At 60.2% G+C, this 26,527-nt stretch carries 23 protein-coding genes and 1 riboswitch; of the genes, 14 read left to right on the top strand and 9 right to left on the bottom strand.

Annotated features, from left to right (window positions below):
- Positions 1-138 precede the first annotated feature (138 nt).
- On the top strand, positions 139-648 hold the full coding sequence (locus tag ACP2AV_RS04520) for a CarD family transcriptional regulator (RefSeq protein ID WP_426371494.1): 510 nt from the start codon (positions 139-141) through the stop codon (positions 646-648).
- A 108-nt stretch (positions 649-756) separates the two neighbouring features.
- Here ACP2AV_RS04520 and ACP2AV_RS04515 read toward each other — a convergent pair whose 3' ends face one another.
- The 8 genes from ACP2AV_RS04515 to ACP2AV_RS04480 all read right to left on the bottom strand — a co-directional run bounded on the left by ACP2AV_RS04515 (position 757) and on the right by ACP2AV_RS04480 (position 12,885).
- Entirely contained in the window at positions 757-2,631 is a 1,875-nt protein-coding gene (locus tag ACP2AV_RS04515; RefSeq protein WP_426371493.1) for a monovalent cation:proton antiporter-2 (CPA2) family protein, read from the bottom strand.
- Positions 2,632-2,844: 213 nt separating this feature from the next.
- Positions 2,845-5,382, bottom strand: coding sequence for a hypothetical protein (locus tag ACP2AV_RS04510; RefSeq protein WP_426371492.1), 2,538 nt, complete (start codon positions 5,380-5,382; stop codon positions 2,845-2,847).
- A 127-nt stretch (positions 5,383-5,509) separates the two neighbouring features.
- Positions 5,510-6,796, bottom strand: a complete 1,287-nt coding sequence (locus ACP2AV_RS04505; RefSeq protein WP_426371491.1) for an O-acetylhomoserine aminocarboxypropyltransferase/cysteine synthase family protein — start codon at positions 6,794-6,796, stop codon at positions 5,510-5,512.
- 65 nt (positions 6,797-6,861) lie between these two features.
- Positions 6,862-8,424, bottom strand: a complete 1,563-nt coding sequence (locus tag ACP2AV_RS04500) for a hypothetical protein (protein ID WP_426371490.1) — start codon at positions 8,422-8,424, stop codon at positions 6,862-6,864.
- A 3-nt stretch (positions 8,425-8,427) separates the two neighbouring features.
- Positions 8,428-9,432, bottom strand: coding sequence for a hypothetical protein (locus ACP2AV_RS04495; protein WP_426371489.1), 1,005 nt, complete (start codon positions 9,430-9,432; stop codon positions 8,428-8,430).
- 307 nt (positions 9,433-9,739) lie between these two features.
- Positions 9,740-11,290 (bottom strand): DHA2 family efflux MFS transporter permease subunit, encoded by a 1,551-nt coding sequence (locus tag ACP2AV_RS04490; protein WP_426371488.1) that lies wholly within the window; start codon positions 11,288-11,290, stop codon positions 9,740-9,742.
- A complete protein-coding gene (locus ACP2AV_RS04485) occupies positions 11,277-12,428 on the bottom strand; it encodes an HlyD family secretion protein (RefSeq protein ID WP_426371487.1) in 1,152 nt (383 codons plus the stop codon). Before ACP2AV_RS04485 ends, ACP2AV_RS04490 begins: the two co-directional genes overlap by 14 nt.
- 1 nt (position 12,429) lies before the next feature.
- Positions 12,430-12,885: a MarR family winged helix-turn-helix transcriptional regulator gene (locus ACP2AV_RS04480; RefSeq protein ID WP_426371486.1), complete on the bottom strand. Its 456-nt coding sequence runs from the start codon at positions 12,883-12,885 to the stop codon at positions 12,430-12,432.
- 95 nt (positions 12,886-12,980) lie between these two features.
- Between ACP2AV_RS04480 and ACP2AV_RS04475 the strand changes: the two genes are divergently transcribed.
- Complete coding sequence (locus ACP2AV_RS04475) at positions 12,981-13,439, top strand: universal stress protein (protein WP_426371485.1); 459 nt, start codon at positions 12,981-12,983, stop codon at positions 13,437-13,439.
- 168 nt (positions 13,440-13,607) lie between these two features.
- Here the strand turns inward: ACP2AV_RS04475 and ACP2AV_RS04470 are convergent, their stop codons facing one another.
- A complete protein-coding gene (locus tag ACP2AV_RS04470) occupies positions 13,608-14,372 on the bottom strand; it encodes an AraC family transcriptional regulator (RefSeq protein WP_426371484.1) in 765 nt (254 codons plus the stop codon).
- Positions 14,373-14,528: 156 nt separating this feature from the next.
- Here ACP2AV_RS04470 and ACP2AV_RS04465 point away from each other — a divergent pair, with 156 nt between their 5' ends.
- The 12 genes from ACP2AV_RS04465 (at position 14,529) to ACP2AV_RS04410 (ending at position 26,527) form a co-directional block, all read left to right on the top strand.
- The gene (locus ACP2AV_RS04465; protein ID WP_426371483.1) at positions 14,529-15,530 is read left to right on the top strand and encodes a dihydrodipicolinate synthase family protein; all 1,002 of its coding nucleotides are present in this window, start codon (positions 14,529-14,531) and stop codon (positions 15,528-15,530) included.
- A 70-nt stretch (positions 15,531-15,600) separates the two neighbouring features.
- A complete protein-coding gene (gene dctP / locus ACP2AV_RS04460; RefSeq protein ID WP_426371482.1) occupies positions 15,601-16,572 on the top strand; it encodes a TRAP transporter substrate-binding protein DctP in 972 nt (323 codons plus the stop codon).
- Between the two features lie 150 nt (positions 16,573-16,722).
- The gene (locus ACP2AV_RS04455; protein WP_426371481.1) at positions 16,723-17,187 is read left to right on the top strand and encodes a TRAP transporter small permease; all 465 of its coding nucleotides are present in this window, start codon (positions 16,723-16,725) and stop codon (positions 17,185-17,187) included.
- 2 nt (positions 17,188-17,189) lie between these two features.
- A complete protein-coding gene (locus ACP2AV_RS04450; RefSeq protein WP_426371480.1) occupies positions 17,190-18,503 on the top strand; it encodes a TRAP transporter large permease in 1,314 nt (437 codons plus the stop codon).
- Between the two features lie 591 nt (positions 18,504-19,094).
- A riboswitch (cobalamin riboswitch) is annotated at positions 19,095-19,300 on the top strand.
- Between the two features lie 126 nt (positions 19,301-19,426).
- Entirely contained in the window at positions 19,427-21,292 is a 1,866-nt protein-coding gene (locus tag ACP2AV_RS04445; protein WP_426371479.1) for a TonB-dependent receptor plug domain-containing protein, read from the top strand.
- Positions 21,267-22,127, top strand: coding sequence for an ABC transporter substrate-binding protein (locus ACP2AV_RS04440; RefSeq protein WP_426371478.1), 861 nt, complete (start codon positions 21,267-21,269; stop codon positions 22,125-22,127). Before ACP2AV_RS04445 ends, ACP2AV_RS04440 begins: the two co-directional genes overlap by 26 nt.
- A complete protein-coding gene (locus ACP2AV_RS04435; protein ID WP_426371477.1) occupies positions 22,124-23,107 on the top strand; it encodes a FecCD family ABC transporter permease in 984 nt (327 codons plus the stop codon). The genes ACP2AV_RS04440 and ACP2AV_RS04435 overlap by 4 nt, the downstream gene beginning before the upstream one ends.
- Complete coding sequence (locus ACP2AV_RS04430) at positions 23,104-23,862, top strand: ABC transporter ATP-binding protein (RefSeq protein WP_426371476.1); 759 nt, start codon at positions 23,104-23,106, stop codon at positions 23,860-23,862. The genes ACP2AV_RS04435 and ACP2AV_RS04430 overlap by 4 nt, the downstream gene beginning before the upstream one ends.
- On the top strand, positions 23,859-24,530 hold the full coding sequence (locus ACP2AV_RS04425) for an adenosylcobinamide amidohydrolase (RefSeq protein WP_426371475.1): 672 nt from the start codon (positions 23,859-23,861) through the stop codon (positions 24,528-24,530). The genes ACP2AV_RS04430 and ACP2AV_RS04425 overlap by 4 nt, the downstream gene beginning before the upstream one ends.
- The gene (locus tag ACP2AV_RS04420; protein WP_426371474.1) at positions 24,523-25,530 is read left to right on the top strand and encodes a DUF6925 family protein; all 1,008 of its coding nucleotides are present in this window, start codon (positions 24,523-24,525) and stop codon (positions 25,528-25,530) included. The genes ACP2AV_RS04425 and ACP2AV_RS04420 overlap by 8 nt, the downstream gene beginning before the upstream one ends.
- Positions 25,531-25,619: 89 nt before the next feature.
- A complete protein-coding gene (locus tag ACP2AV_RS04415; RefSeq protein ID WP_426371473.1) occupies positions 25,620-26,150 on the top strand; it encodes a MotA/TolQ/ExbB proton channel family protein in 531 nt (176 codons plus the stop codon).
- Entirely contained in the window at positions 26,150-26,527 is a 378-nt protein-coding gene (locus ACP2AV_RS04410) for an ExbD/TolR family protein (RefSeq protein ID WP_426371472.1), read from the top strand. The genes ACP2AV_RS04415 and ACP2AV_RS04410 overlap by 1 nt, the downstream gene beginning before the upstream one ends.

Genomic DNA, 26,527 nt, shown 5'->3' with positions numbered 1-26,527 from the left:
TGACCGGCCCTTACATGTGCCGATTGCCTGTGGGGTGTGTTTCACAAGACCGAAATCCCGTCCTCCGAAGGGTTTGAGCCCATCGGTGCGGGATTTGACGGCTCTGGTGACCGGTCGATCCGAAGAAGAAAGTGCCATATGAGCAAAGCTAAGAAGTCCGAATTCCGCCCCAACGATTTCGTCGTGTACCCGGCCCACGGTGTGGGCAAGATCGTATCGATCGAGGAACAGGAAATCGCCGGGCTGTCGTTGGAGCTGTTCGTTATTTCGTTCGAAAAGGACAAGATGACTTTGCGTGTTCCGACCAACAAGGCCGAAGAAGTCGGCATGCGGTCGCTCAGTTCGCCCGACGAGGTGGCGGACGCGATGAGAACCCTGAGAGGCAAAGCCAAGGTCAAGCGGGCCATGTGGTCGCGCCGCGCGCAGGAATACGAGCAAAAAATCAACTCGGGCGATCTGATTGCGATCGCCGAAGTTGTCCGCGACCTGCACCGTACTGACGACCAGCGTGAGCAAAGCTATTCCGAACGCCAGCTTTACGAAGCCGCGCTGGAACGTTTGACCCGCGAAGTGGCTGCCGTAGGCGGCACCGACGAAGTGAGTGCGCAAGAAAAAGTGGGCGAGGTTCTGATCTCGCGCGCAGCCTGATCAAACGCTGATCTGGACAGGCCAGTTCTGGATAGGCCAGTCTTTTGGCCGAAGATGCCGTCGCCAGGGGAGGGGTGACGGCATTTTTTATGCGCAGTTGTCTGCCCCTCAGGCGCTTTTTTTCTCGCGCGCCTGATCCAGTTGCTGCACCAGCGCGGTTTCCAGTTCTTTGTCGAGCACTTTGGAGCGTTCGAGATAGGCCGTATTTTCCGACACTGGGACCGCCGGATCCCAAAGTTCGGCCAGTTCGCGCAATGACGCACGGTCATGACGGAAGAACGCAAATTCCAGTTCGCTGGCCTCAAAGTCCGATAGCCCCATGCTTTCCAGGACATAGCGTCCCGCGCGCAAAGAACTGTCGAACATTTCGCGCACGATCTTGTCGGCCCCAGCCTGGTATAACTCATAGACGTGGAGGCGATCGTGGGCCCGCGAGATGATCGTGATATCGGGCCGTTTGCTGCGCGCATATTTCACCAGTTTGTTCGCCGCTGCGCGATCGTCCAACGCAACCACAAGCACTTTGGCATCGTCCAGTCCCGCGGCATGCAGCATTTCGGGTCGGGTCGGATCGCCAAAAAAGCCCTTGAAGCCAAACTTGCGCATGAGTTGGATCGTCGCCAGATCGGAATCCAGCACCGTGGTCTGGAACCCCGAACTTTGGACCAACCGGTTGACCACCTGCCCAAACCGCCCGATCCCGGCAATGATGACCTGCTGGGGATCGTCGACTTCGTCGTGGGGGATGTCGGGGCCGGTATCGTTCATCTTTTTGGACAAGTAGTCATAAAGAATGAACAAAAGCGGCGTGAAGAGCATCGATAAGGCCACCACCAAGAGCACGGTTTCTCCCAGTTGCTGGGTCAGCACATTTAGTTGCAGCGCGAAAGACACCAGAACAAACCCGAATTCCCCTGCTTGCGCCAGGGACAGGGTGAACAACATTCGTTGCCGCCGTCGCAGCCCGAAGATCGTGGCAATCAGAAACAGCAAGATGCCCTTTAGCAAAACCAGCGACACGACCAAGGCAATAATGTTGGCCGGCCGATCGAAGAGCAGCCCAAAGTTGATACCCGCGCCCACAGTGATAAAGAACAACCCCAGCAACAGCCCTTTGAAGGGTTCAATGTCGCTCTCCAGCTCATGACGGAATTCGGTGTTGGCCAGCACCACGCCGGCCAGAAAGGTTCCGAGTGCTGGTGACAGACCCACCGCAAGCATCAACAGCGCGATCCCGACCACAATGAACAGTGCCACGGCGGTATAAAGTTCGCGCAGTTTGGCGGCATGGATATGGCGGAAAAGAGGGCGGGTGAGGAACGTGCCTGCAAAAATAATCACCGCCACTGCGCCCAGCGTCATCAGCGCAACGCCCCAGCCCGGCAGGCCTTCGACCAGGGACACCTGGCTGTGATCGCCGGCGCTTTGCGCAATCGATCCATCTGGCGAAAAGCCCCATGTGCTCGCCGTACCCAAGAGTGGCAAGAGGATCAGAAAAGGAATGACCGCGATATCCTGCGTCAGCAGCACGGAAAAGGCAGAACGCCCGCCGTTCGTTTGCATCAACCCTTTTTCCGTGAGCGTCTGCAGCACGATCGCTGTTGAAGACAGAGCAAAAATCATCCCCAGGGCAATCGAGACATTGACGCTTTGGCCCAGTGCATAGTGCGATACCACATACACCGCCGCCACGGTGCTGGCGATCTGCAGACCGCCCAGCCCAAGCAATCGGTGACGCATATCCCAAAGCGCCCGCGGCTCCAGCTCCAGGCCGATCAGAAACAACATCATGACGACGCCGAATTCGGCAAAATGCTGCAGATCCTGCGTTTCGTGATGCCCGACCAGCCCCAGGATTGGTCCAATCACGATCCCCGCCGCCAAGTACCCAAGCACAGACCCAAGCCCCAGCCGCGATGCAATTGGAACTGCGACGACAGTGGCGGCAAGGTAAATTGTGGCCTGAAACAGAAACCCTTCCATGAAAAGTCCTTGAAAATGGGGATGACAATCGTTGATGCAGGATAAGGCTGAACCGGCGCTTGGCAAGGCGCTGCGGTGCCATGCCGCGCCCGAAACCGGACATTCGTCAGTTGATTTGCACCCATGTGGTGTGTGGGCGCCCAAAGGGCCCTGTTTGCCGACAGACTGCGGGCTTTTCGCACCGTCAATGCCACGCGATAGAGCGGCCGCCGGTTAGCCTTTGATTTCCAAGGTCATGTTGCGTCCGTTCTTGGTGTAGGTCAGATCGTCCTTGCCGATGGCCCGCACGCGCCCACCGTCCAGCCTGTCGCCGACCTTGACTTTTTCGTACTTTCCCGATGGCAGACGGACCAGTGCGCGGCGTTCCTGATTGGATCCGTAAACGCCGATCAAGTTCAAACGGTTGAGATTGATCGCATTGCGTGACGTGGCCTGTCGGGCAACTGACGCGGCAGTCGGAATAGACGGCGCACGGGGCGTCGCGGCGGCCAAAAGCGCGCGCGAATTTCCAGTGCCGCTCGTCGCGCCTGTCGCCTGCGAATTGGCCCGCGCGCGCTCGACGATGGCTGCGAAATTCTGGGGGCGCGCGGTCGGTCGGGCCGCGGCCAATCCGCTCGAGATCCGGATCGGTTCTGCCGTCTGGGGCGGTTCTTCGGCAACCAATGATGCGGCGCTGGCAGCCTGAGCCGCTGCGGCCGCCGCCTGGGCCGACGCTTCGGCAGCCGCGCGCTTGGCGGCGATTTGTGCGGCGCGCTCGGCCAGATCCGTCGGGCGCGGTCGTGGCAGGATTTGCGCAAGTTCCGCCATCGCGTTGCTGCCAGTGGCGCTGCTGTCCTGGCGTTCGATCAAATCAGATGGCTGCACACTGGGCTCTGTTTCTGCCACAGCTTCACTTGCGGCAACGGCGTCAGACTCCTGAATGTCCTGAGTACGCGCTGCGATGGCCGCATCGGGGCGCGGTGCCGGGACACGGTCGGGCCGGCCGAGAAACACGATCGCGCCCTGGGGTGTCGGTGCGCCCTGACGGGTTGCCCGCACCAGCCCGTTTTCGTCCAGATCGTACTTGGCGGTCGGTGATGCTGGTGTTGATGGTGGCGCCGGTGGGCCGTCCGCGCCGCGCTGAAGTGGCAAGGCAACCGCATCTCCGTCGGAAATCCGCGGATCGATTGCGGCAATAAACACGTCGTCCAGGCTGTCGGGCGTTGGCACGACCGCCAGTTCTGTGGAAGCGCTGGTCTGGGCCGAAAGCCTGGGCTCGCGCGCGACCATCGTATCTGTAACGACGTCGGCCGGGGTGTTTTGCGCGTCGCCCCGCGTTCCGGACGCCGCCGCAGCCGGATCCACTGTGGGGTCCAGTTCGACATCCCCTTGTTGACGCGCGAGCGTGGCGGCATCTGGCACGGCGGCTGTGCCCTGAGATGGCAGGGCTGGGGGCGGGGCGATCTCAGGCGCGGATTCGGGCGGCTGTTCTGCCGCCACCTGACGATCATCCGAAGGCAACGGCGCGGCCGCGCCGGTTTGAGCGGCGCCTTGTTCGGATTGAGCACCTGCCTCGTCGTCTGACATCCAGCCAGACACGACGAAAATCACCGCCAGACAGACCAGCAAGATGCCGGTGAGAATGAGACCAAGGTACTTTGGCCCCCGACGTTGGGCCGCACCGTCAGCTTTGCGCGCACCGAACACAGTGAGCGCTTCCGCCTCTTGCGGGTGTTCGGCGGTTGGGGCGGCGTGATCGGTGCCGTCATTCGACGAAGTGCTTTCGGATGCGCGGACCTCCGTCGGTTCCAAAGGCGCAATCGGCGTCCGTTGCAATGGCATCGGGGGGGGTTCGGGCAGCATCCCTTTGGGCGCAGAGGATTTCTTGGCCTTGGGCGCCTTTTTTGGGGGGGGCGTGTCGTCCTGATCCCCGACAAAAGGCGCTGTAATTGGAACGTGGGTTGTTTCAACCTTGCGGCTGACCCCACCGAGCGCGGCCGCACCCGTTCCCAGATCTATGCGCGCGGGTGTCTGTGAAATGCGCGGCGCGGGGGTTTGGGGCGCAGAGGCATCGCGGCGTGAGACGAACTGAGTAGCGGTTTGAGCCGGCGGCAGACTGTCTGACGGGCTCGGTTCCGAGGGCCGGGGGGCATCCCCGGGTGCGTCACCAAGCGCGCCTTGTCCGTCCGGTTCATCTGGCATCGTATCTTCGATGTTCAGGTCTGCGGGGCCGGGGGCATCGGGCTGCGCGCAATCACGTTCAACCGTTTCGCCCTCTGGCAGCAGTTCGGCGGTCGCCTTGGCTTGGCCAAAGAAGGGCTCGCCGGGAAAGTCGCCATTCTCTGGTACTGCAACGAAGGACACCGGGTTGAACCGATGTTCGCTGGCGAAGGCCTCGGCTTCTTCCAGCGTTTCGTTCGCCACGGCCGCCACAAGGATCTGACCATCCTTGATCCGCCAATCGTAGGTGATTTCGTCCAGCGTATAGGGTGTGGTGCCATCCAGCGCTTTTTGAATTGCAGCGTGACGCTTTGCGTCATCCTCGCCCGGGTCCTCAAGGCTGGTATAAAGGATCTGCGAGTTTGGAAGGACCAGTTTGCTGGTAATCCCCGCCGGGCTGAGGTTCGCTGCCGATTTGCGCAACATCGACAGTTCAGCCGCAAGATCTTCGCTGTCGATGCTGACATCGCCCACGTTGACCCATACGGATCCGGCCCGGTGCAACAGGCTGATGCCGTCAAGGCTGAGGTTCAACGCAAAGCTTGGTTTCATCTCACCGTTCAACACCTTGAGATAAGCAAATGCGGCCGGGCCATGCCCGACCGAAACTCGGCAAAACCTTATCGCAGGACGTCGCCAAGGGAAAGCGCGGATCGGCGGCGATCCGCGCGCGCTGTCGTTAACTGGTCGCTATTGCCAGGGCCTGGTCAAGATCGGCGATCAGGTCGATCGGGTCCTCTATTCCGATCGACAGGCGCACCACTTCTGGTGCGGCACCTGCCGCGATCTGGTCCTGTTCGGAAAGCTGGCGGTGGGTCGTAGACGCCGAATGGATGACCAGTGACCGGGTGTCACCAAGGTTGGCAACATGGCTGAACAGCTTCAATGATTCGACCAGTTTGACACAGGCGTCGTAACCGCCCTTTACCGAAACCGTGAACAGCGCACCCGCGCCGCGCGGGCAGATCGTCTGGGCGCGCTCGGCGTAAGGGGATGAAGGCAATCCCGCATAGGTGACCATTTCGATCCGGTCATCGTTTTCAAGCCATTCGGCAACCTTGCGGGCGTTTGATACGTGCCGTTCCATGCGGAGCGACAGGGTTTCGATCCCCATCAATGTGTAATGGGCGGCTTGCGGATTCAATGTCATCCCCAGGTCGCGCAGGCCAATGGCAATACCGTGGAACGTGAAGGCCAGGGGGCCAAAGGTCTCGTGAAAGTTCAGGCCATGATAGGCCGGTTCGGGTTGGGACAGCGATGGAAACTTGTCGCTGGCGGACCAGTCGAATTTGCCGCTGTCGATCACTGCGCCACCGGTGACGGTTCCGTTGCCGGTCAGGTATTTGGTCATTGAATGAACCACCAGCGTGGCGCCGTGTTCGATCGGATTGCACAGGTACGGCGTTGCGCTGGTGTTGTCCACGATCAGGGGAATGCCCGCCCCGTCGGCAATCTTGGCGATTGCTGGCAAATCGGTGACATAGCCACCGGGGTTCGCGATGGATTCGCAGAAGATCGCGCGCGTGTCATCGTCGATGGCTGCCTTGACCGCGTCCAGATCGTCGAAATCGACAAAAGTGGCCGACCAGCCGAAGCGGGTGATTGTCTGGCTGAACTGCGTCAAGGTTCCGCCGTAAGCCCTTGTGGATGCGACAATATTCTTGCCTGGGCCCATCAGCGGAAATAGCGCCATGATCTGCGCGGCATGTCCGGACGAACAGCAAACCGCGCCCGCCCCGCCTTCTAGTGTGGCAATGCGGTCTTGCAGTACGGCAACCGTAGGATTGGTCAGGCGCGAGTAAATAAAGCCGACCTCTTGCAGGTTGAAGAGCGCCGCGGCGTGATCCGCATCGCGAAACACGTAACCCGTGGTCTGGTATATCGGCGTCTGGCGGGCGCCTGTGGCCGGATCGGGCTGGGCGCCCGCGTGAATTTGCAGTGTGTCGAAGCCGTAGGTGTCGCTCATGGAATCCCCCCTCTGTTTGGCGTGCAGGCTAGATGGGAAGGGCGCTGGCGTGCAAGCGCGAATGCTCAGTCACAGACACGTTCCATATACATATACTCTGGGGTGACGCTCATATCCGGCGGAGTCAGTGGAAAATTATCAGAGAGGATGACTGGAAAACGGCGCAGGTCATAGCAGCGCAGGAAATCGGGATCGTCCAGCAATTCGTAGTCGGTCAGGAACACAGGCTCGCCTGGCGGGTTTCCGACTGCCGTGCCGAAAATGATCACATCGGGCTTGCGCGACAACACATAGGAACCGTCGCCCTTGCCGTGGCCCGGGTAGGATTGGATAGGGGTGCGGATCGGAACCGGATCGCGCTTGGCGATCACCGGATCGTTCAGGCCAAGCGTGTCGATATAGGTATGGTGGTCGGCGAAAAACGGTGTCGATCCAGCGGTCGCCAGCGCCACGACGCGCGGCTCGGGAAAATGTTCGGCGATACGCAGGCCCATGAAGGCCCCGTAGCTGGCGGCTGGGTCGGCCTGTTGCGCAGGCCGTAGGGCGGCTTGGGCCAGCGCCAGAAGCGCCAGCGTCAATGCGGCAGCCCGCCCGAACCCGCGCGGATCGGCGGCCATAAAGGCGGCGGCGCCCAGAACCGCCGCCGGGATAACCGGCACGAAGATGCGCACAAAAGACATGTGGTCGCCGCCCGACCAGATTATGTAGGCCGATTGAAGCGCCGCGATCATCAGGCCGGCTCGGGCCAGCCGCACCGGGCCGTGTGCGTTGGATTGGCTGCGCGTCGCCAGTGCCAGCACGATCAGCGCCAGAAGCGCCGGAATGGCCCAGAGCGCAGTGCCCGCATATTCCAGCCCGTTCACGAGACGCTGCGGCGTTGCGATCCCGACCTTGGCGTGGAAAGTTAGGGGCAGCCATTCGCCGTAATACGCGTTGCGGATCAGCAAATGCGCGATGAGCGTCAGTGCCGACACGGTTCCAACCCCCACGAAATGCACCAGCTTGCGGGGCAGGGACAGGGGGGACAAGGCCAGCACGGCCAACCCGGTGGCGAAATTCGCGATGAGTGCATCGGGGCGTGTCAAATAGGCAAGCGCGAAGAAGAGCGACGCCAGAAGCGTGCGGGGCAGACGGTCGGTGCCCTTGACCGCAGGCATGGCAAAGAACAGCGCGCAGGCAATAAAGGCGGCGGCCAGGACAGCTTCCAGCCCACCATAAACCCAACCGATCACCGGGGCCGAAACGACAGGCAACATCGCAGCCATCCGCAGCGTCAGGTCCCGTGTGGACAATCCCGTCAGCCGCCAACTGGCAACCGCTAACAGCGCCGTGGCGCAAAAGTTGATTGCGTGCACCGCGTCCATCGCGCCCATACCAGCGCGGATCAACAGCGCCGACAGCAAAACATGCAGCAGGTTGGTATAGCCTTCGACCCGTTCGCCCAGGTTCCATGCCAATTCCCCGTCCAGCGCCAGATGCCGCGCATAGCGCAGCGAAATGAACGCATCGTCGTGAAAGAACTGCCGCAGCTTCCACAGCAGCAGCGCTGCGCTTAGGATCAGGCAGGCGCCCACGACCCACTGAACCCAGTCTTGCGCCGCGTCGCGGGAAGAAATCGCCTTGCTCATATTTTACCTCATCCACCAACCTGCCCGTTTGATCGGGTTGCGAATGGCCTGTTCACGACGCGGCAAATCGTTCTGATCGAACATGGCGCGCACTTTGTGGCCCTTCTTTTGGTAGACCAGCTTTTTCAGCGGTTCGTATTCCTTGAGGACTTTCTTGATCTTGTTGGGGGCAATCGCGTCTTCCAGAACCTTGATTGCATGGTCGCTTTCGCGCGCATAGAGCAATGGCAAATACCGGTAATGCACCGACGTCTTGCCGTCCAGCAAACCGGCAGGAATTGTCTGGCGCCCGCCGCCAAAGCTGTGAATCACCAAGGGCAATGCTGCTTGATCCAGCCAAGGGTCAAGGCTCTGGCACACCAGTTCATCGGGGGCGTGATCCCGGATCGCGGTGGCATATTCGGCAAATCGCGCGCCAAATTCGTGTGGGCACCGGTAAAAGAACCAGCCCGCATTGAAATACAAATACCGCTGCCAGTATTCGTCTGGCTGGCTGGGATCGAGCGAGCTTTCAAAATCCAGCCCGAACTTGTCATACAGAGATTTCCAGATTTGCGCATAACCCGGCCCATATAATTCGATCTTGGGCCAGGTATTTTCGCGCCGCATGGACGCCGAAGGCCGGTCGAAGTCGAAGGGAACGCGGGACAGGGGGCCGGTGATGATCGTATCACTATCGAAGAACACGAAAGGCTCGCCTTTGGGCAGGGCCATGAGTGCTTCGATCTTGTTGCCGTTTGGATAGGATGCACCGAAATGTTTGTTTTCGAACGGCAGGATCTGGGCGCCGAGCATGCCTAGCAGGTCGCGCACCGCGCTGTCCTTGATCCGCGGGTCCCGGGGCCACTTGGGGCCGGGTTGCGGTTCGGCCACGAAAAGCTTGCCGGAGAATTCGATGTCAGATGCGCGAAGGGTGGCGGCGAATACGGCGGCCTCGTACATTAGCCGGCCATCTTGACCCACAACGACGATATTGAAATCGCGTGATTTTTCTGCCGGTTTTGCCATTTTTGGCATGCCTGATAACCTGATTAGACGTCACTATAGCGATGGACGGCTTGTGCCTAAAGAACCCATCGCGCCGCGTTTCGAGATTTTTATAGCGGTATGTTTAATGAAACACGTCTTTGCGCATTATTGGCGTATTTTGGGTGTGCACGCGTCCCGCAGCAACCGCCAAGCGCATGCCAAAATTCAGATGTGCCGCGGGGATACCATCGTTTCAACCTGGCTCATTTTGTGAGAAGTTCTGCGGCGCGATGCGACCACGCACGGCCGGCACCAAGGCGTCTGTTGGCCGCCATTTCTTTGACAGCTAGGCAGTTTTCTTGGCAGCGCGCCACATGAGCCAGGTCGGGATCAAGGCGACCATGAAGACGCCGCAAATGATAACGAACCCGTCCTGGAACGCGGCATTTGACGCTTGGATCACGACTGTCTGACCCAGAAACGAGGCCGCCGCGGGCATAAGCTGGGTGTCTGGCACACCTGACGCATGCAACAGGCCGGCCACCTTGCCCAGGAATTCCATGGTTGTTGCGTTGTCGCTGGTCTGGGTGGCCGCGAAGGCATCCGCGTGCATGATTGTGCGCCGTTCGATGAAGACCGTCAAAAGGTTCACCCCGAAAGCGCCGCCAAGCTGACGAATGAAGTTCACCGCGCCCGATCCCTGACCGAGAAGATGGTGCGGCAGAACCTTGAGCGACCCTGACGTGATGGCGGGAAAGACCAGCCCAAGCCCGACACGTGACAGGACTGTCAGCCACGCCAGCGTCCAGAAGGCCGTGTGAACGTTTGCTCCGGCCATCAGCCACGAAGACCCGGCAAAGACCGCCATGCCGATGCCGATCATGATGGCTGGTGTGACCTTGTCGGACAATCGCCCGGCGATCGGAAAAACCAGCAACATCGCGAATCCCGACGGCATCAGCAGCAGTCCAGCCTGGGTCGGCATCAGGCCCTGAATTTGCTGCACGAAAACCGGCAAAAGATAGGTCGATCCGAAAAGCCCCGCCCCCATGATGAACGACACGACGGACGCTGATGAAAAGGCGAAGCTGGCGAAAAGCCGCATGTCCAGCATCGGTTTGGACGTGTGCAGTTCCCATATCACGAACGCCACGGCCGCACTGGCCGAGACCGCAAAACCCAGCAGTATCGTGTTCGAATCCCACCCCAGCCGCTGCGCATTGGACAGCGTGCTTAGCAGCACCGACAGAAAGACCGAAAGGATCGCAACGCCCACGAAGTCAAACGCCGGGCGCTTGCCGCTTTCCTCACGACCGGGAAGGAAGAGATTGGACAGAACGATCGCAATCACCGAAAAGGGAAGGCCCAGATAAAAGACCGACCGCCAGTCAAAAGCATCCATCAGCACCCCGCCGATCCAAGGGCCCAACGCCGGCGCCAGCACGACCCCAACACCATAAATCCCCATGGCCGCACCGCGCTTGTCGGGCGGGAACACCTTGAACAGCAGGATCATGGCCAGGGGCTGTACGATACCGGCCGCTGCCCCCTGCACGACACGCGCGAATGTCAGGACAGATTCGTTCGGGGCAATGCCGCCGATGACCGACCCGACCAGAAAGATCGCCATTGCAGCGTTCATGGTTGCGCGCATTCCAAAGGCACGATCGGCCCAGTCGGCCAGCAGCATCGTCGCGGTCATCGCCGCGAGAAAGCCTGTCGATATCCATTGCGCCTGGACCGCACTGATCCCGAAGGTTCCCATGACCGCCGGGATCGCAACGTTTACGATGGTTGTGGACAATACCACCGAAATGGTCGCGACCATCGTCGCGCCAGTCGCATACCACTTGTAGGCCGGGCCATACCGTTCGAAATAACGGTCAATCTGCGACATCAATATAGACCTCGACCATCATGCCGGGCCTCAGTTCAACGCCCTCGGCGTCGATCGACAGCCGGATTGGCAGACGTTGTGTGACCTTGGTGAAGTTGCCGGACGGGTTCGGGCTGGGCAGCAGCGCAAGCTGGCTGGTGGCGGCCCCCCCCATGGCAATCACTTCGCCCTCGAACGTCTGACCGGGAACAGCATCGACCGTGATGCGCGCCTTCGAACCGACCCGGATCTTGCCAAATTCGGTCTCTTTGACGTTGGCGTCGATCCACGTCCGGTCAGGGGCGTGATACATAAGAAGCCGCGTGCCCGGCGTTACATATTCGCCGACATCGGCGAACGTGGCATCGACGATTCCGTCGAATTCAGCCGTGAGCGTGCGATGGGCAAGGTCGATTTCCTTCAGGCTCCGTTCGGCCTCGGTTCCTTTTCGACCCGCCTGTACCGACGCAATCTGGCTGTCGAGCATATCCATCTGCGCGGCATCGGCATCGACGATCGCCAGATTGGCTGTGGCGCTTCCGATCGCCGCGAAGGCGGCCCGTTCCTGTTGCGCTGCGCTGTCAAAGGCCGCGCGTGCTTCGTCAAGGCTTTGCTGAGACGCGATGTTCTGTTCGGCCAGCGTGTTGACCCTTTCGTAGCGGCTTCGCGCGTTGGCCAGCGCCGCCAGGGCCGCTTCGTGGTTTGCCTCGGCGGCGGCGATACCTGCGTTGGCCGCTTCCCGCCGCGCGGTCAGCTGTTTCTCAAGCATCTTCTTGCGGGTTTCGATCTCGGCCACCTGGGCATCGCTGGCGGTGAGTCTGGAAAGCACGGCGGCGAGTTGCGGCTCGGACGATGTGCGGTCGATCATGGCGATCACGTCACCTGCGGCGACGGTATCCCCGACCACGACCGGCAGTGACGTCACCCGCCCTGCAACTTCGCTGGAAACGGTGACGACGCTGGCGGCAATCCGGGCATCGTTGACATGGATCTGTGTGAACCGTGCCATCACCCAAGGCACACCCAGCCAGACCGCCAAGGCGATCCCGCCCGCAATGATCGCAATCCGCCCCCACCGCGTCCGGTTCCGCTTGGGTGCGCGCGCGGGCTTCGCGTTATCCGGGCGCACTTCACCCGGTGCCGTTGGGTCAGGTTTCATCTCATCCATTCTTGTCACTATTCATTATCTCCAAGCGAGCGAGGATCTGGTTCAGGACGCGTGTCGACATCTGCAGATCCTGCTCGGACACATCCACAAGAAGCAGCCGCCTGTTCTCTGTGGCTATTTTCTTCATTTCGCCGATAAGCGCGCTTGCCTTGGGGGTAAGGCGCAGTTTCTTGGCGCGCCTGTCTTCTTCGCACGGCCGGCGTTCAACCAGCCCGCCCCCTTCCAGCCCGTCAAGCAACCGGACCAGCGTCGCCCCCTCGATCCCCAAAGAGCGCGCCAGTTCGGTCTGCGTTATCTCTTCGGAGCGGGACAATTCCAAAAGAACCCCCCACCGCGCCTGTGTCAGCCCCAGTTCGCGAAACTGCAAATCGATACGACGCTTCCACTGACGTGCAACCATCGTCAGAGATCGCGTGAAGGCTTCCATGAGATCAGGATCGTCTTGCATTGGCGGGGAAAACATCGCTTGTAGTTAATTAGGCACCTAACTAGTGTCGAACTAACCAATTGGCAAGTGGCGAAACAAATCAAAGAGACCCTTCGATGTACGCAACCATACTGCTCTGTTACGATGGATCCCGTGAGGGGCGGCTGGCCCTTCGCGAAGGCGCGAAACTGGCCCAGATCACAGGCGCTGCGGTTCATCTGCTTGCGGTTGTTGAAACGTCCTCGGTTAGTGCAATGGCCCAGGCTGCGGACGCCGAAGCGCTGCGCCGCCAGCAAGCTGATTTCGAAGCGGTACTGGAAGAGGGGCGCCACAGGCTCACCGCGATGGGGCTGGAACCGGTGGTGCGAATGGAGTTCGGCGACCCGGTTGCAACCATTACAAGGATTGCGGATGAGTTGGGCGCGGATCTTGTGATCGCGGGGCATCATCGCGATGGGTTCTGGTCGCACTGGTTGAGGAGATCGGTCACCGCCGAGCTTGGCGACCGTCTGAAATGCAGCCTGCTTCTTGCGCAAAAGGTGGTCGAGGATTCCGAACTGTTCCCGAAGACATAGGACCGAGAGACGGGCCGTTGCGCCGGCCCGTGCGGGGTGGCGCACGCTGTGCATGGTTATGGATCAGGTGTTTGGCCGAACTGTGCCGAATAGTGCGTGCAGCGTAAATACCTCGCGACCGCGCATAACCGATGATCGCATCGGTCCGCGTGTGCGAAATGACGACAGTCAGTGCGTAAAGAACTTTCCAGGTGTGCGTCCGGTTGTCCGTTTGAACATGTTGATAAAGGCGCTTTGCGAGCGGTAATCCAACGCGTAGGCCATTTCGGTCACGCTGCGACCTTCCGACAACCCTTTCAACGCCGCGATCACCCGCGCCCTTTCGCGCCACCTGCCAAAGGTCAGGCCGGTTTGTGTGATAAACAGCCGCGACAGGGTGCGCGCGCAACTGCCCACTTCGTTGGCCCATGCATCGAGCGACTGTGAATCGGACGGATCGTCCAGAAGCCCGTCGATAATGGGTTTTAGGCGGGAATCACTTGCGACCGGCAGGAACAGCGGCTCGGCGGGCAGGTGGCTGACCTGGTCCAGAATGACCGAGATCAGGCGCTCAGAGGCGGCCGAATCCAGCGTGTCGACTGTCCGGGTGGTGTACAGGATCAGCTCTTTCAGCAGAGGGGAAATTGTGACCACGCTGCAGGTGTCCAGAAATTCGGCGTCGCCAGAGGTGTTGAAAAACAGGCTGTGCATGGTCACGCTGCCGTTGCACGTAACCTCGTGCGCCACGTCTGACGGTAGCCAGAAGGCCTGGCCGTTTGGTACCACCCACTTGCCGCTGTCGGTGCGCACCTGAAGAAATCCGGTCGTGGTATAGAGAAGTTGCGGGTGCGCGTGGCTATGGCGCGGCACCACCGTGAGGTTCGCGCATTGGCGCACGGTGAAGGATATCAGCGATCCGGGTTTGTCGTAGCTGTTGGGTGGTAGGTATTTCATGAAGCCGGCCTTTTGTCTGAATCGCGTTATTCTATGTCCAAAGACCCGGTAGCGCCATCTTCATCGCTGTCCCTAAGTTATGACCATGGAATGGCCGTGCCTCAAATGCAGGAAGTCACGGACGGCCAGTGTTTTTGCACTATTGGGAGAGAAGCAATGCCAAACGCCAACGGATGCCGAATTACGGTTGCAGACGTGACAGGAATCTGGGGAATTATCCCCTCGTGCAGCACACCTGAGGCGGCCGACCCGCTGTATGAAGGCGTCGCCATCGATGTCGAAGAGACACGCCGCGCCGTCAACCAGATCATCGAAGACGGCGTCGACGCCATCCTGACCAACGGCACCTTCGGTGAAGAAGCCACGCTGACCCCCGAAGAATGGAAATTGTACGTCACGACGGTGGTCGAAGCGGTGGCCGGACGCGTGCCTGTCTGTATCGGGACAACGATGCAGAGCACACGCGAAACCATTGAACGCATGAAGTTCGTGCGCGATCTTGGCGCCCATGGAACCATGCTGGGGCGCCCCATGTGGTGCCAATTGGCGCCCGAGGCGATCGTGCAATATTATCGCGACGTGTCTGCAGCAGTGCCGGAACTGGGCATTGTGATTTACGACAATCCCGAAGCCTTCAAGGGGCGGATTACCCCCGAAACCTGGGCCGAGCTTGCCGAGATCCCGCAGGTCGTGGCCGCCAAGACGATCGGTGTCGACGACATCTACGCGCGCAGTCTAGAGGCCGTGAAGGGCCGGATCCGGCTGTTGCCGCTGGAACGCGATTGGCTGAAAGCCCGGGAAGTCGACGCCGATGTATCCGTGGCCGCCTGGGCCGGATCAGCAAGCTGCGGCATGCTGCCTTGCACCAAACTGCGCGATTTGATCACCGCCGGTGAAGACGAAATGGCCCAAAGGCTCACAGATCGGATCACCTGGAGCTACGAGACCTTCTTTCCCAACGGCGATTTCCGCGAATTTTCCAAATACAACATTCCGTTGGAAAAGGAACGTTTCAACGCTGCGGGATATATCAACGCGGGCCCGACACGCCCCCCGTTCGATCTGATGCCAAAAGCCTATCTGGAAGGCACCGTCGAAGCTGCGCGCAGATGGAACGCGGTTTCGGACGAAGTCAAGCAGGGCGCATTTGATCTGTGAAGACCTGAAAAAACTGGTGATCCGGCCATAAGCGCCGGGCGCCAAAACCATTCAAAGGGAGGAAAAGACCATGTTGAAGGTTCTGACGAGAAACACTGTCGCAGCGCTGGCGCTTCTGGCGACGGCAGTTCCGGCACTGGCCGAAGAAGTAACGATCCGCGCTGTGAGCGGCTGGACCGCCGGATCGATTATTGCATCGCGCTATGAGGCGTTCATTGATGAACTGAACGAGCGCGGCAAGGGTCTGGTGCAGATCGACTACCTGGGCGGTGCGCCGGCCATCGGCAGCCCGGTGCAGATCGTCAAGAAGGTAAAGGGCGGTGTCTACGGCATGGCCTACGTGACGGGCGGCTGGTACACCAACGTTCTGCCCGAGGCCGACTTCTTCAAGTTGTCCGAGGTCGATATCGCAGAGCTTCGCCAGAATGGCGGTTACGAATACATTCAGAATCTGCACGCCGAAAAGGGCCTGCATTATCTGGGCCGCACCTATGACACGTCGCCCTACTATCTTTACCTGAACAAACCGATCGATTCCGCCGATCTCAGCGGGATCGACATCCGCGTGTCCACGGCCTACCAGGCGTTTTTCTCGGCGCTTGGGGCGTCAACCCATTCGGCCCCTGTGCCCGAGGTTTATACGCTCATGGAGCGCGGGGTGGTCGACGGTTACGGCTGGGTCGCTGAAGGCATCTTTGATTATAGCTGGGATCAGGTGACGAAATATCGCGTCGAACCTGGGTTCTTTACCGGCAACGGTCACGTGCTGATGAATCTGAAGCTATGGGAAAGCATGTCTGAAGAACAGCAGGCGTTGCTGAACGAGATGATGCTTGAACTGGAACGCGGGAACTACCTGGTCGCCGAAAATGACGCAAGGGAAATCGCGCGGCAGACAGAAGCAGGCATCGAAACCATCGTGTTGCCAGCCGACCAGGCAAAGATCTGGAACGAGACGGCACGTCGTGTTGGCTGGGAGGAAGCCAGAAAGATCAACGCGACGGTCGCTGACGAAATTCGCGCATTTATTACCCAGCAATGAGCCCGCGCACGTGGCGGTACCATTGCGGCCACGTGCATGTCCCATGTGACCAAGAGCGGTCGCATGGGACTTTGCCGAGACTATAGGGAGGTGTCTGAAATGTTGCGACAAGTTCGCGCGGTACACGATGGTGTGCTTAAGGGGTTTGTGTTGTTTTTTGGGATTTTGGTGGGTTTCATCGCCGTCACGGTGTCGATGAATATCTTTCTGCGCCTGTTGGGCCTGCCCACGGTTGAGTGGGTCGGCGAGGTGGCGGAATATTCGATCTATGTGGGGGCATTCGCCGCCGCGCCCTGGGTGCTCCGCCTTGGGCTCCATGTCAAGATCGACATCCTTGCCAAGACACTGCCGCGCGCGGGCGCGCGCGCGCTCGACCTGTTTGCCGACTTTGTTGGCCTCGCGGTGTGTCTGTCGATTGCTTATTTCAGTGCGGGGGCCGCTTACAACGCGTTCGAAAGCAATAGCGCCATCTACAAAAGTCTGGTGATCCCGGAATGGCCACTGCTGGCGGTGATACCGGTCTCGTTCCTGCTTATGGCCATCGAATTTGTGCTGCGCATCGTTGGCAACAAACCGGATTCCGCCGAGGCGGCGCCAATCTCGGGGGGGTTCTGACCATGGAGTGGTATCTCGCGCTCTTGTTGATGCTTGCCATCATCGCGTTCGGCATGGCCATCGGCCTGCCGGTCGCTTTTTCCTTTATCGGTGCCAATCTGATCGGCATGGTGCTGTTCATGGGGGGCACCGGGTCGCTGGAATTTCTATCCGGTGAAATGTTTGAATCCGTGGCCAAGTTTTCCTTCCTGCCCGTCGTCTTGTTTCTGCTGATGGGAGAGATCCTGTTCCAGTCCAAAGTCGCCTTCCGGGCGATCAACGCCGTCGACATTCTGATTTCGCGCGTTCCCGGCCGCATGTCGGTCGTGGCCATCACCGGCGGCACCATCTTTTCATCGCTCACGGGGTCGACCATTGCCAACACGGCCCTGATGGGGGGCGTTCTTCTGCCCGACATGCTCAAACGCGGCTATGATCCGGGCATCGCGATGGGGCCGATCATGGCGACCGGGGGGATTGCCATGCTGATCCCGCCGTCGGCGCTGGCGGTTCTGCTTGGCAGTCTGGCCTATATTCCGATCTCGTCGCTTCTGGTGGCGGGGCTCATGCCGGGTATGTTGATGGCCGCGCTTTTTCTGGGTTACGTGCTGATCCGGTGCACCATCAACCCCGAGCTGGCACCGGTTCAGGAAAGCGTAAGCAACCTGACGCGCCGCGAAAAATGGCGCCCGTTCCTGGTTTACGTCCTGCCGCTGATGTTGATCTTTGTGGCCGTGGTGGGCAGCATCTTCGGAGGCATCGCATCACCAACCGAAGCAGCTGCAATCGGCTGTATGGCGGCGATGATCGCAGCGGCGGCCTATCGGTCACTGTCCTTCGACGTGATGTATACCGCGCTTTCCGAAACAGCCAAGGTCGCCTCGATGATCATGCTGATCGTGGCTGGTTCTACGACCTTCTCGCAACTCTTGTCCCTGTCCGGGGCGATCGAAGGGATGCTGGGTTTCGTGGACGGGCTGAACCTGACGGCCTTTGGTGCGGTGTTGATGATGCTCTGTGTGTTGATCTTTCTGGGCGCGTTCATGGATCAGGTCAGCATGCTGCTGGTCACCCTGCCATTCTTTCTGCCGATCGCGATGGCGCAGGACGTGAACATGCTCTGGCTTGGCGTTCTGTTCCTGGTGGTGATGGAGGTCAGCCTGTTGACGCCGCCCTTCGGCCTTTTGCTGTTCGTTATGCGCGGTGTGGCGCCAGAGTCGATATCGATGCTGCGGATCTATCGCGCGGCGATTCCGTTCATCTGCCTGGAAGTGCTGGTTCTGTTCCTGCTGTTCCTCTTTCCGGAACTGGCCCTCTGGTTGCCCAGCTTCTTGTAGCCGGCAGGTTTGCCAATATGCAGGGCCGACAAGTGGCAGAGCGCTATGCTGTCTTGTCGGTCCGGGCTACGGCCTCGCAGCCCGTTGCGCCTTGCAGCGGGCTGCTTGTCAATTGGTCGAAAACGCCTGCGAAACCTTGTTGAACAGATCGGTTTTCTTCCGTTGCGCCGGGGGTCGAACGCTGCGCCGTAGGATGCCTTGGCGTTTGCGAAAGCACGCTGGACCTGAACACCTGCTCTGACCAACACGTGGTTCGTGGCACCCCAAGCCGCCATTTGGTTTGCGCCCTGATAGATGAGCGGGGGACCGACCGTAGGCCCAATCGCGGGGTTTCACAAACACCAAAGCGGTCAGTACGAGGCGCAAGACTTGCGACCTGCAAAGCGCTTATCGCCGATTGTGGCATGGGTGGTTGTGTGGCGGCCCAGCTCCCGCGGGTGTCGGCACAAGATCCAATGCCTGCTTCCAAGTGATGCCAGTAGACGGGCCAGTAGACGGGCAGGTACCCCCCCCTTTTTGATCGATGCGATCAACTGCGAGCGACAGTATCTGATAAGCAAAATTCGCCCTTTTCAAGGTCGTCGCCTGCTTATACTATCTTTTTGCTTCGGTCCGGGCGGTTCGCCGTCCGGTTAAAAGGGAACGTGGTTCGGTCAATTGACCAAATCCACGACTGCCCCCGCAACTGTAGGCGGAGAGCGAGGTCGGTATATCCACTGTCACACTTTGCGTGATGGGAAGGGCCGGCCAAGCATTGACCCGCGAGTCAGGAGACCTGCCGAGGTGTTCACCCTGTCCGGGCGCGAGGGGCGTCAGGGCTGCGGATCTTCCGCTTGTGGTGTTTTCACCGTCTGCGGGGGGCTCTTCCCTCAAATGACATTTCAAATTCAACGTCCCTGATGGGTCGTATCCGAGGGTTAATTATGCTCCGCACCTATTTTTTGGCTTCCGTGGCCGTCACGCCGCTTCTTGCAAACCCGCTTTCGGCACAGGAAACTTTTGCGCTGGACGAGATTATCGTTAGCGGCGGCCTGTCACCGATTGACGCTGACGCTTTCGGGCGCGCGGCCAGCGTTGTCACGTCACAGCAAATCGAGGAACGCGGCATCGCGACGGTGCAGGACGCCCTGCGCGCCCTTCCTGGCGTTTCAGTCAATGGGTCAAGCAACTCATTTACGCAGGTGCGTGTCCGCGGCGGTGAAGCCAATCACACCCTGATCCTGATCGACGGGATCGAGGCCGCCGGGGGCGATGGCGAATACATCCTCAGCGGGCTGGAGACAGCGAACATCGAGCGGATCGAAGTGCTGCGCGGGCCGCAGTCGGTCTATTATGGATCGAACGCATCGGCGGGGGTGATCAACATCATCACCAGCAAGGGCGGGATCGGTGAGTCCTATTCGGCCTCGCTGGAAGTCGGGGCAGCGACGACTGCGAGCACCCTCATTTCGCGCCGCAATGAACGGGGGGGGCTGTCGTTCTCGCTCTCGCACACCGAGGATCACGGCTATGATCAGTCGGGTGACGGCGGTGAAAAGGACGGGCTGCAACGCACCACCGGTATCCTGTCGGGTGACTACCTGGTCACTGACGACCTCAAGCTCGGATTTACCCTGCGCCGGGCGGAAGAAGAATACGATACCGACCCATCCCCGTTCGGCGCGACGGATGCCGACAGCTATGTGGTCGATGACCCGACCACCGGTTCCACCCGCGATGAAAAGACCGCAGCCATCTATGCTGAATACCAGATGATGGGCGGTCGGCTGACGCATCGTCTCTCTTACGAGAATACGGAATACACATCGACCTACAACGGCGGTGCGCCGACCACGACGGACACAGAGGCGTGGAAGTATCGTTTGAGCTATGGCTTGGACGGGCGCGCGGTGGCGGACGCTGACCATCTGCTGAACCTGCTGCTGGAAAACGAGAAGGACAGCAGCAGTTCCAACCCGCTGTACGGGCGCGAAACCACCTCTATTGCTCTGGAATATCGCGGCAGCTTTGCAAACGGACTTGATGTGCAGGCAGGCGCGCGGTTCGACGACAATGATGTGTTCGAGAATGCAACGACCTGGAATGTCGGGTTGTCCTATCAGTTGCCTGATACAGGGGTGCGGTTGCACGCATCAGCAGGTACGGGCGTTGTGAACCCGTCCTATTTCGAGCTTTACGCCGCCGCCTTTGGGTATACAGGCAACCCGAACCTGAGCCCCGAGCGCAACAAGAGCTTCGATATCGGGGCAGAGTTCGCTGTCTTGAATGGTCGAGGCCTGATCGACGTCACTTATTTCAACGAAACCCTGACAGATGAAATCACATCGGTCAGCACCGGGCCGGGGACGTTCTCGTACGAAAACCAAGCCGGTGATAGTGACCGTCAAGGCATCGAAGTGTCGGGAACCATGCAAGCGACAGATGCGCTCGCCTTGCGGCTTGCCTACACCTACATTGACGCCAAGAACCCCGACAACAGTGTTGAAATCCGCAGGCCGCGTCACGAGCTGGCGCTTGGCGCGACGCTGGACACATTTGGCGGGCGCGGAACGGTTTCAGCGGACATCCGGCATGTGTCGGGCAACTTCGATACGCAGTACTTCGGAGCTTACGCCACGGTGGAATTGCCCGCATACACGACCGTCGATGTTGCCGCACAATATGACCTGACAGACACGTTGACCCTGAATGGGCGCATCACGAACCTGTTCGATGACGATGCAGTAGACGTCTGGGGTTTCGCATCACGGGGCCGTGCGGCCTATGTTGGCATCAGTGCGAATTTCTGAGGCGATACGGGCGCTATGCCTCGCGGGCGCGCTGACCAGCGCGCCCGTAGCCGCGATGTCCGACACGCCGACCAGAGTCGTGTCGATGAACCTTTGCACCGATCAATTGGCCATGTTGGTTGCTGGCGAAGGACAGCTTTTGTCAGTCTCTTATCTGGCGTCAGACCCGCGCAGTTCGGCAATGGTCGAGCAAGCCGTGAATTTTCACAGGAATCGGGGATTGGCCGAGGAGATATATCTGCTGCAACCCGATCTGGTCGTCGCGGGCAGTTTCAGCACACGGGCAACTGTGGATATGCTGAGACGGCTCGAAATTCCGGTTGCCGTATTCGACCCTGCCTATTCTCTAGAGGATGTGCAGGAAAGGCTGACGCAGATGGGGGCGGTTCTGGGCCAGCCGGAACGCGCAGCGAAGATCACTGCGGAATTTGACGCGCGGTTGACAGCCTACAGGGCCGAGATTGCATCGCGCCCCCGCGCAGCGCTCTACTACGCAAATGGCTACACCTCTGGCGACAAGACGCTGGCAGGGCAAATTCTCAGCATCGCCGGTCTGGACAACATCGCCGCCGAAGACGGGTTCAACGCGGGTGGAATCATCCCGCTGGAGGTTCTGGCGATGGCCATGCCCGATGCGGTCATCACCAGCCGTCCGTATCCAGGCGCATCGCGCTCTGAAGAGGTAAAGAGCCATCCGGTGATCGAGGCGCTGCGTCGCGCGCGCCCCGAGGCATCCATGACCGACAGTGATTGGGTTTGCGGCACGCCTTTCGTATTGCGGGCCATCGACGAAATGGTCGCGCTACGCCGTGAGTTGCAGGAAGTGCAACAATGACACGGCTGGTACTCATATTGTCGACGCTGGTGGCCTTACTATTTTTTGCGGCCCTGGTTGTTGGTCCGGCAAATATCGGGGTGTTCCAAAGTCTCAACGCGCTGTTCGCAGGCGATGAAGGCCCGATGACGCTGGTGATGCGCGAAATTCGCCTGCCACGTGCTTTGCTTGCCGTGCTGATCGGTGGATCACTTGGATTGGCCGGGGCCGCGATGCAAGGATATCTGCGCAACCCGCTGGCTGACCCGGGTCTGATCGGCGTTTCAGGGTCTGCCGCGTTGGGCGCGGTGCTGGCGATACAGACGGGACTGGCTGCGGCGTTTGCCTTTGGCCTGCCGCTGGCTGCTCTGGCCGGCGCGTTGATCGGGGTTTTTCTGGTGTTGGTGCTGGCCGGTCCAGGCGGCTCTTCCCTGACACTGATCCTTGCGGGCATCGCGATATCGGCGCTGGCGGGGGCGTTCACATCTCTGGTGCTGAACCTGTCACCCAATCCCTTTGCCGCCAACGAGATTGTATTCTGGATGATGGGATCACTTGCGGACCGTTCGATGACCCATGTCTGGATCGCCTTTCCGCTGATCGTGCTCGGGGCGCTGATGCTGGCCACATTGTCGCGCGGGCTGGATGCGTTGACGCTGGGCGAGGATGCGGCCGAGGCGATGGGGATCGGCCTGCGCAGGATGCGTCTGACACTGATTTTTGGCACCGCAGCGGTCGTTGGTGCCTCGACTGCGGTGGCGGGGGCGATCGGGTTTGTCGGGCTGGTTGTGCCGCATCTGCTACGCCCTTTTGTGGGCGCACGGCCGGGTCGGTTGCTCTGGGCATCCGCATTTGGCGGGGCCGCGATGCTGCTGGCAGCAGACATTGCCGTGCGCGTGATCTTGCCGGGCCGTGATCTGAAACTTGGCGTTGTGACCGCACTGGTTGGTGCGCCTTTGTTCCTGCACCTGATCTACCGCACACGAAGGGATATCGCGTGACTTTGCTATCCCTGAGTGATTTCGGCGTTGCGCGCCGCAACCGCGATATCCTGCGCGGCATCAACCTGCGCGTCGGAACAGGGGAATTGGTCGGTATCATTGGCCCGAACGGTGCAGGTAAAACGACGCTGATGCGCGCGGCCTTGGGTCTGATCGCAAGTGTCGGTCATAGTTCACTGGCCGCACTGTCGCCCCGCGAGCGTGGCCGCGCCGTCGCGTGGATGCCCCAATCGCGAGAAATCGCATGGCCCGTTGATATTGACACACTGGTGATGTTGGGTCGCACGCCGCATTTGGCAGCCGGTCAGCGCCCCCGTGACGCCGACCTTGCGGCTGTGGATCGCGCGATGCAACGCATGGACCTGAACGGGTTTCGGGGCCGGACCGCGACGCGCCTGTCTGGGGGCGAACAGACCCGCGTGCTGATCGCACGCGCGTTGGCACAAGAAACGCCGCTGTTGATGGCGGATGAGCCGATTGCAGGCCTGGATCCCGCACACCAGATCGCAACGATGCAGACCTTTTCAGCGCTCGCGCAAGATGGCCATTCCGTGATCGTTTCACTGCATGATCTGGGCCTTGCCGCCCGCCATTGCACGCGTCTGATCGTGATCGACAAAGGTGGCATCGCCGCCGATGGGCCGCCACAAGACGTGCTGACGTCGGATCTCTTGCGCGACACGTTCCGGATCAGCGCCTATCTGGAGACCACAGAAAACGGCCTTGTTTTTCAACCGCTGGGGGTCGTGACATGAGCGATGTCACCCTTGCGCGGCCTTGGTTGATGTTCGATCTGGGGCGCAACATGCAGGTGCTGAGCTGGGCCATCAACCGCCCCGGTTTCGCGACCGCACGGCGCATCGTCTGGCGCGAAGTGCGCAATGCCGATCTGCCGCAAGGCATGGATGTGCCCGCATGGTTCAACCGCGAACTCAAGCTGCAGGCATATGAGGATGCGGTCGGGTTTCTGACCTCGCGCGATGTCTCGTACTTCACGCAGAGCACCGCCAAGGCCGGCCGCATGACCGCACATTGTGTCGCAACCGTCGGTCTTTCGAATGCGGAACGGGTTGGGGCCCGGGTTGATCGCCAGATGCAGGATTGGGGCACCATCAACGTCGCTGTGCGATTGGACACTGGTTTGTCACAGGCGGGTTTGATCGAGACGCTCAGCATCGCCACACAGGCGCGCACCGCGGCCATCATGGAGGCGGGACTGGACCTGCCGACCGGGATTGCGACCGGCACCGGCACCGATTGCATCGCCGTTGCCGCGCCACAAGGGGCTGAAAATTTCGCGGGATTGCACACGCAGATCGGCGAAGCGGTTGGGGCCGCGGTTTATCGCGCAACGATGCAGGGCGCTCAACAATGGAAAACCGACGTTGGATCAATTTTGAAGGGAGGGGAGGAACATGCTTAATCTTGAAGACGTGCTGGCGAACGGTCTGCAACACCCAGAGGCCGGCTGGAATATGGGGTCATTCGGGGCAATTGCCGAATTTCACCATGTCGGGGACGAAGTTCCGCCCCAGCACTCTGAGCCGCTGACGCAGGTCACGGCCCGTGGTGGCGTGCGGATCGAGCGGCTGGAAGGTGTCCGGCCCGTGGCCTATGAGACACTCAGCCCGCGTGCGCACCGCTGGTCGCAGGCCGTGTCGCTTTGTCTGCCCGAGGGCGATGCGATGATGCACCGCCGTGACGTGCTGACCGAGCTTGGCCCTGACGATGAAGCGTTGCGCGATGACGATCGCGGCGCAATCCTGTTCGACATGGGATTGGCGCAACCGCAGGTCGATTTCTGCATCCGCACCAACGACAAAGACTTGTTGGCCATATTGCGCGAAAACGCAGGGCGCTCGCTCATGGAGCATGGCAATCCAGCCATGCCCGCAATTCTCAAGGCACATCCACATCGCGTTGCGCTCACAAAAATCGGTCGCCTGGAAGTGTTCCAGATGATTGGCGGGCCCGATACGGGCGGGGTGTCGCCCGAAGGACCGCACACGCATGTATTGCCGAAATTGTTGCGTGCGGGCCGAACCCATTCTGCAAACACCCCTATTCCCGAGGGTTGGGTGCCCTGCGCAGGTTTCCATCCAGAAAACCCAGTGTTCGATCGGATGGGGCAGGACAAGGATTTCAATCGCAAGGCGTTCGATGCATTTCAAACTTTGTTGCAAGCGTGGGGGCCAGATGACTACTTGGCGGCCAAAGCGAATTGCTGGGCAGCGCTTGAAAAGGGTCAGGAACCGGACGGGGTGGCCGAACCGGCTTCTCGCACGGGCCGCGCCGGGCTGCGCAACGGGTTGCGGCAGTGGCGCCGGTTGCACGCGGACAGTGCGCTGCTGGACCGTTGGAGCGTTGCCTTTGATGCCAGCACCATGCCGGACGAGGCCGAAGACGAGAATCCGGGACATTGATCATGGGGTTCGATGTGTCCGCCGCAAGGCAGTTTCTCGAAACTGGTGGCCCTGCACTTGCAGCGATAGCAGGGCTATCAGTTTTGACCTTGGCGGTTATTCTGTGGAAGCTCTGGCGGCTTGCTGTTGACGGTGCATGGTCGTCGCGTAAAGCCCGCCGCATTGTCCAGACGGGCACCGCCGAAACCTCTGTCCAACGCAATGTCCGTGCCCGTTTCGTCAGTGCCGCACTCAAGGCGCGCGAGTTGCCAGACACGCTGGCGCGGGAAGAGGTCGCGCGGCTTGCAGCGCACGAACTGGCCGCATTGCGCGGCGGTTTGCGACCGCTTGAACTGATCGTCACCATCGCGCCGCTGATCGGTCTGCTTGGCACGGTTCTGGGCATGATCGACGCGTTTCAGGCGCTGGAAACAAGCGGGGGCCAGGCGGATCCTTCCGTGTTGGCAGGTGGCATTTGGGAGGCATTGCTGACCACCGCTGCGGGCATGGCCGTGGCGATTCCTGCTGCCGTAGCGCTGAGCTGGTTCGAGGGAATTGTAGAGCGTGTTCAACTGGATATGGAAGACCTCGCAACCCGGCTCTTTACGCAAGCGTCCGAGCCGCAAAGGCCCGCTGCCTGATGTTCAGTTTTGCCAGCCCCCAGCCTCGGCGCAAGCCCAGCCTTACGCCGATGATCGACGTGGTGTTCTTGCTGCTGGTGTTTTTCATGCTGGCGTCTCAGTTCGGTCAAGACAAGGCTCTGCCCTTGACGGCGGCGGGCAGTCGCACGGCCTACACTGGCCCACCAAGGTTGATCGACATTGGGCAGGACGATTTACGCTTGAACGGATCTGCTGTTTCGATGGAGTCCATGATCGACGCGCTGCGCCCATTGGTGGAAGCAGATGACGATGTGATCATTTTGCGCGGTGCCGATGATGCCCCGCTCCAGCGTTTGATCGACGTGGCCCAAGCCCTGCAAGCGGCAGGGTTTACGCAGCTGGCACTGATCGAATAG

This window comes from Aliiroseovarius sp. PTFE2010 (genome assembly GCF_049943335.1).
Lineage (GTDB): Bacteria > Pseudomonadota > Alphaproteobacteria > Rhodobacterales > Rhodobacteraceae > JBNFVY01.
This window is presented reverse-complemented; position numbering and strand designations above follow the sequence as displayed.

Bases quoted from the DNA above. Each gene is read 5' to 3' on its own strand.
- ACP2AV_RS04520 (WP_426371494.1), top strand. From the start codon at position 139: ATGAGCAAAGCTAAGAAGTCCGAATTCCGCCCCAACGATTTCGTCGTG.
- ACP2AV_RS04515 (WP_426371493.1), bottom strand. From the start codon at position 2,631: ATGGAAGGGTTTCTGTTTCAGGCCACAATTTACCTTGCCGCCACTGTC.
- ACP2AV_RS04510 (WP_426371492.1), bottom strand. From the start codon at position 5,382: ATGAAACCAAGCTTTGCGTTGAACCTCAGCCTTGACGGCATCAGCCTG.
- ACP2AV_RS04505 (WP_426371491.1), bottom strand. From the start codon at position 6,796: ATGAGCGACACCTACGGCTTCGACACACTGCAAATTCACGCGGGCGCC.
- ACP2AV_RS04500 (WP_426371490.1), bottom strand. From the start codon at position 8,424: ATGAGCAAGGCGATTTCTTCCCGCGACGCGGCGCAAGACTGGGTTCAG.
- ACP2AV_RS04495 (WP_426371489.1), bottom strand. From the start codon at position 9,432: ATGGCAAAACCGGCAGAAAAATCACGCGATTTCAATATCGTCGTTGTG.
- ACP2AV_RS04490 (WP_426371488.1), bottom strand. From the start codon at position 11,290: ATGTCGCAGATTGACCGTTATTTCGAACGGTATGGCCCGGCCTACAAG.
- ACP2AV_RS04485 (WP_426371487.1), bottom strand. From the start codon at position 12,428: ATGAAACCTGACCCAACGGCACCGGGTGAAGTGCGCCCGGATAACGCG.
- ACP2AV_RS04480 (WP_426371486.1), bottom strand. From the start codon at position 12,885: ATGCAAGACGATCCTGATCTCATGGAAGCCTTCACGCGATCTCTGACG.
- ACP2AV_RS04475 (WP_426371485.1), top strand. From the start codon at position 12,981: ATGTACGCAACCATACTGCTCTGTTACGATGGATCCCGTGAGGGGCGG.
- ACP2AV_RS04470 (WP_426371484.1), bottom strand. From the start codon at position 14,372: ATGAAATACCTACCACCCAACAGCTACGACAAACCCGGATCGCTGATA.
- ACP2AV_RS04465 (WP_426371483.1), top strand. From the start codon at position 14,529: ATGCCAAACGCCAACGGATGCCGAATTACGGTTGCAGACGTGACAGGA.
- dctP (WP_426371482.1), top strand. From the start codon at position 15,601: ATGTTGAAGGTTCTGACGAGAAACACTGTCGCAGCGCTGGCGCTTCTG.
- ACP2AV_RS04450 (WP_426371480.1), top strand. From the start codon at position 17,190: ATGGAGTGGTATCTCGCGCTCTTGTTGATGCTTGCCATCATCGCGTTC.
- ACP2AV_RS04445 (WP_426371479.1), top strand. From the start codon at position 19,427: ATGCTCCGCACCTATTTTTTGGCTTCCGTGGCCGTCACGCCGCTTCTT.
- ACP2AV_RS04440 (WP_426371478.1), top strand. From the start codon at position 21,267: ATGTTGGCATCAGTGCGAATTTCTGAGGCGATACGGGCGCTATGCCTC.
- ACP2AV_RS04435 (WP_426371477.1), top strand. From the start codon at position 22,124: ATGACACGGCTGGTACTCATATTGTCGACGCTGGTGGCCTTACTATTT.
- ACP2AV_RS04425 (WP_426371475.1), top strand. From the start codon at position 23,859: ATGAGCGATGTCACCCTTGCGCGGCCTTGGTTGATGTTCGATCTGGGG.
- ACP2AV_RS04420 (WP_426371474.1), top strand. From the start codon at position 24,523: ATGCTTAATCTTGAAGACGTGCTGGCGAACGGTCTGCAACACCCAGAG.
- ACP2AV_RS04410 (WP_426371472.1), top strand. From the start codon at position 26,150: ATGTTCAGTTTTGCCAGCCCCCAGCCTCGGCGCAAGCCCAGCCTTACG.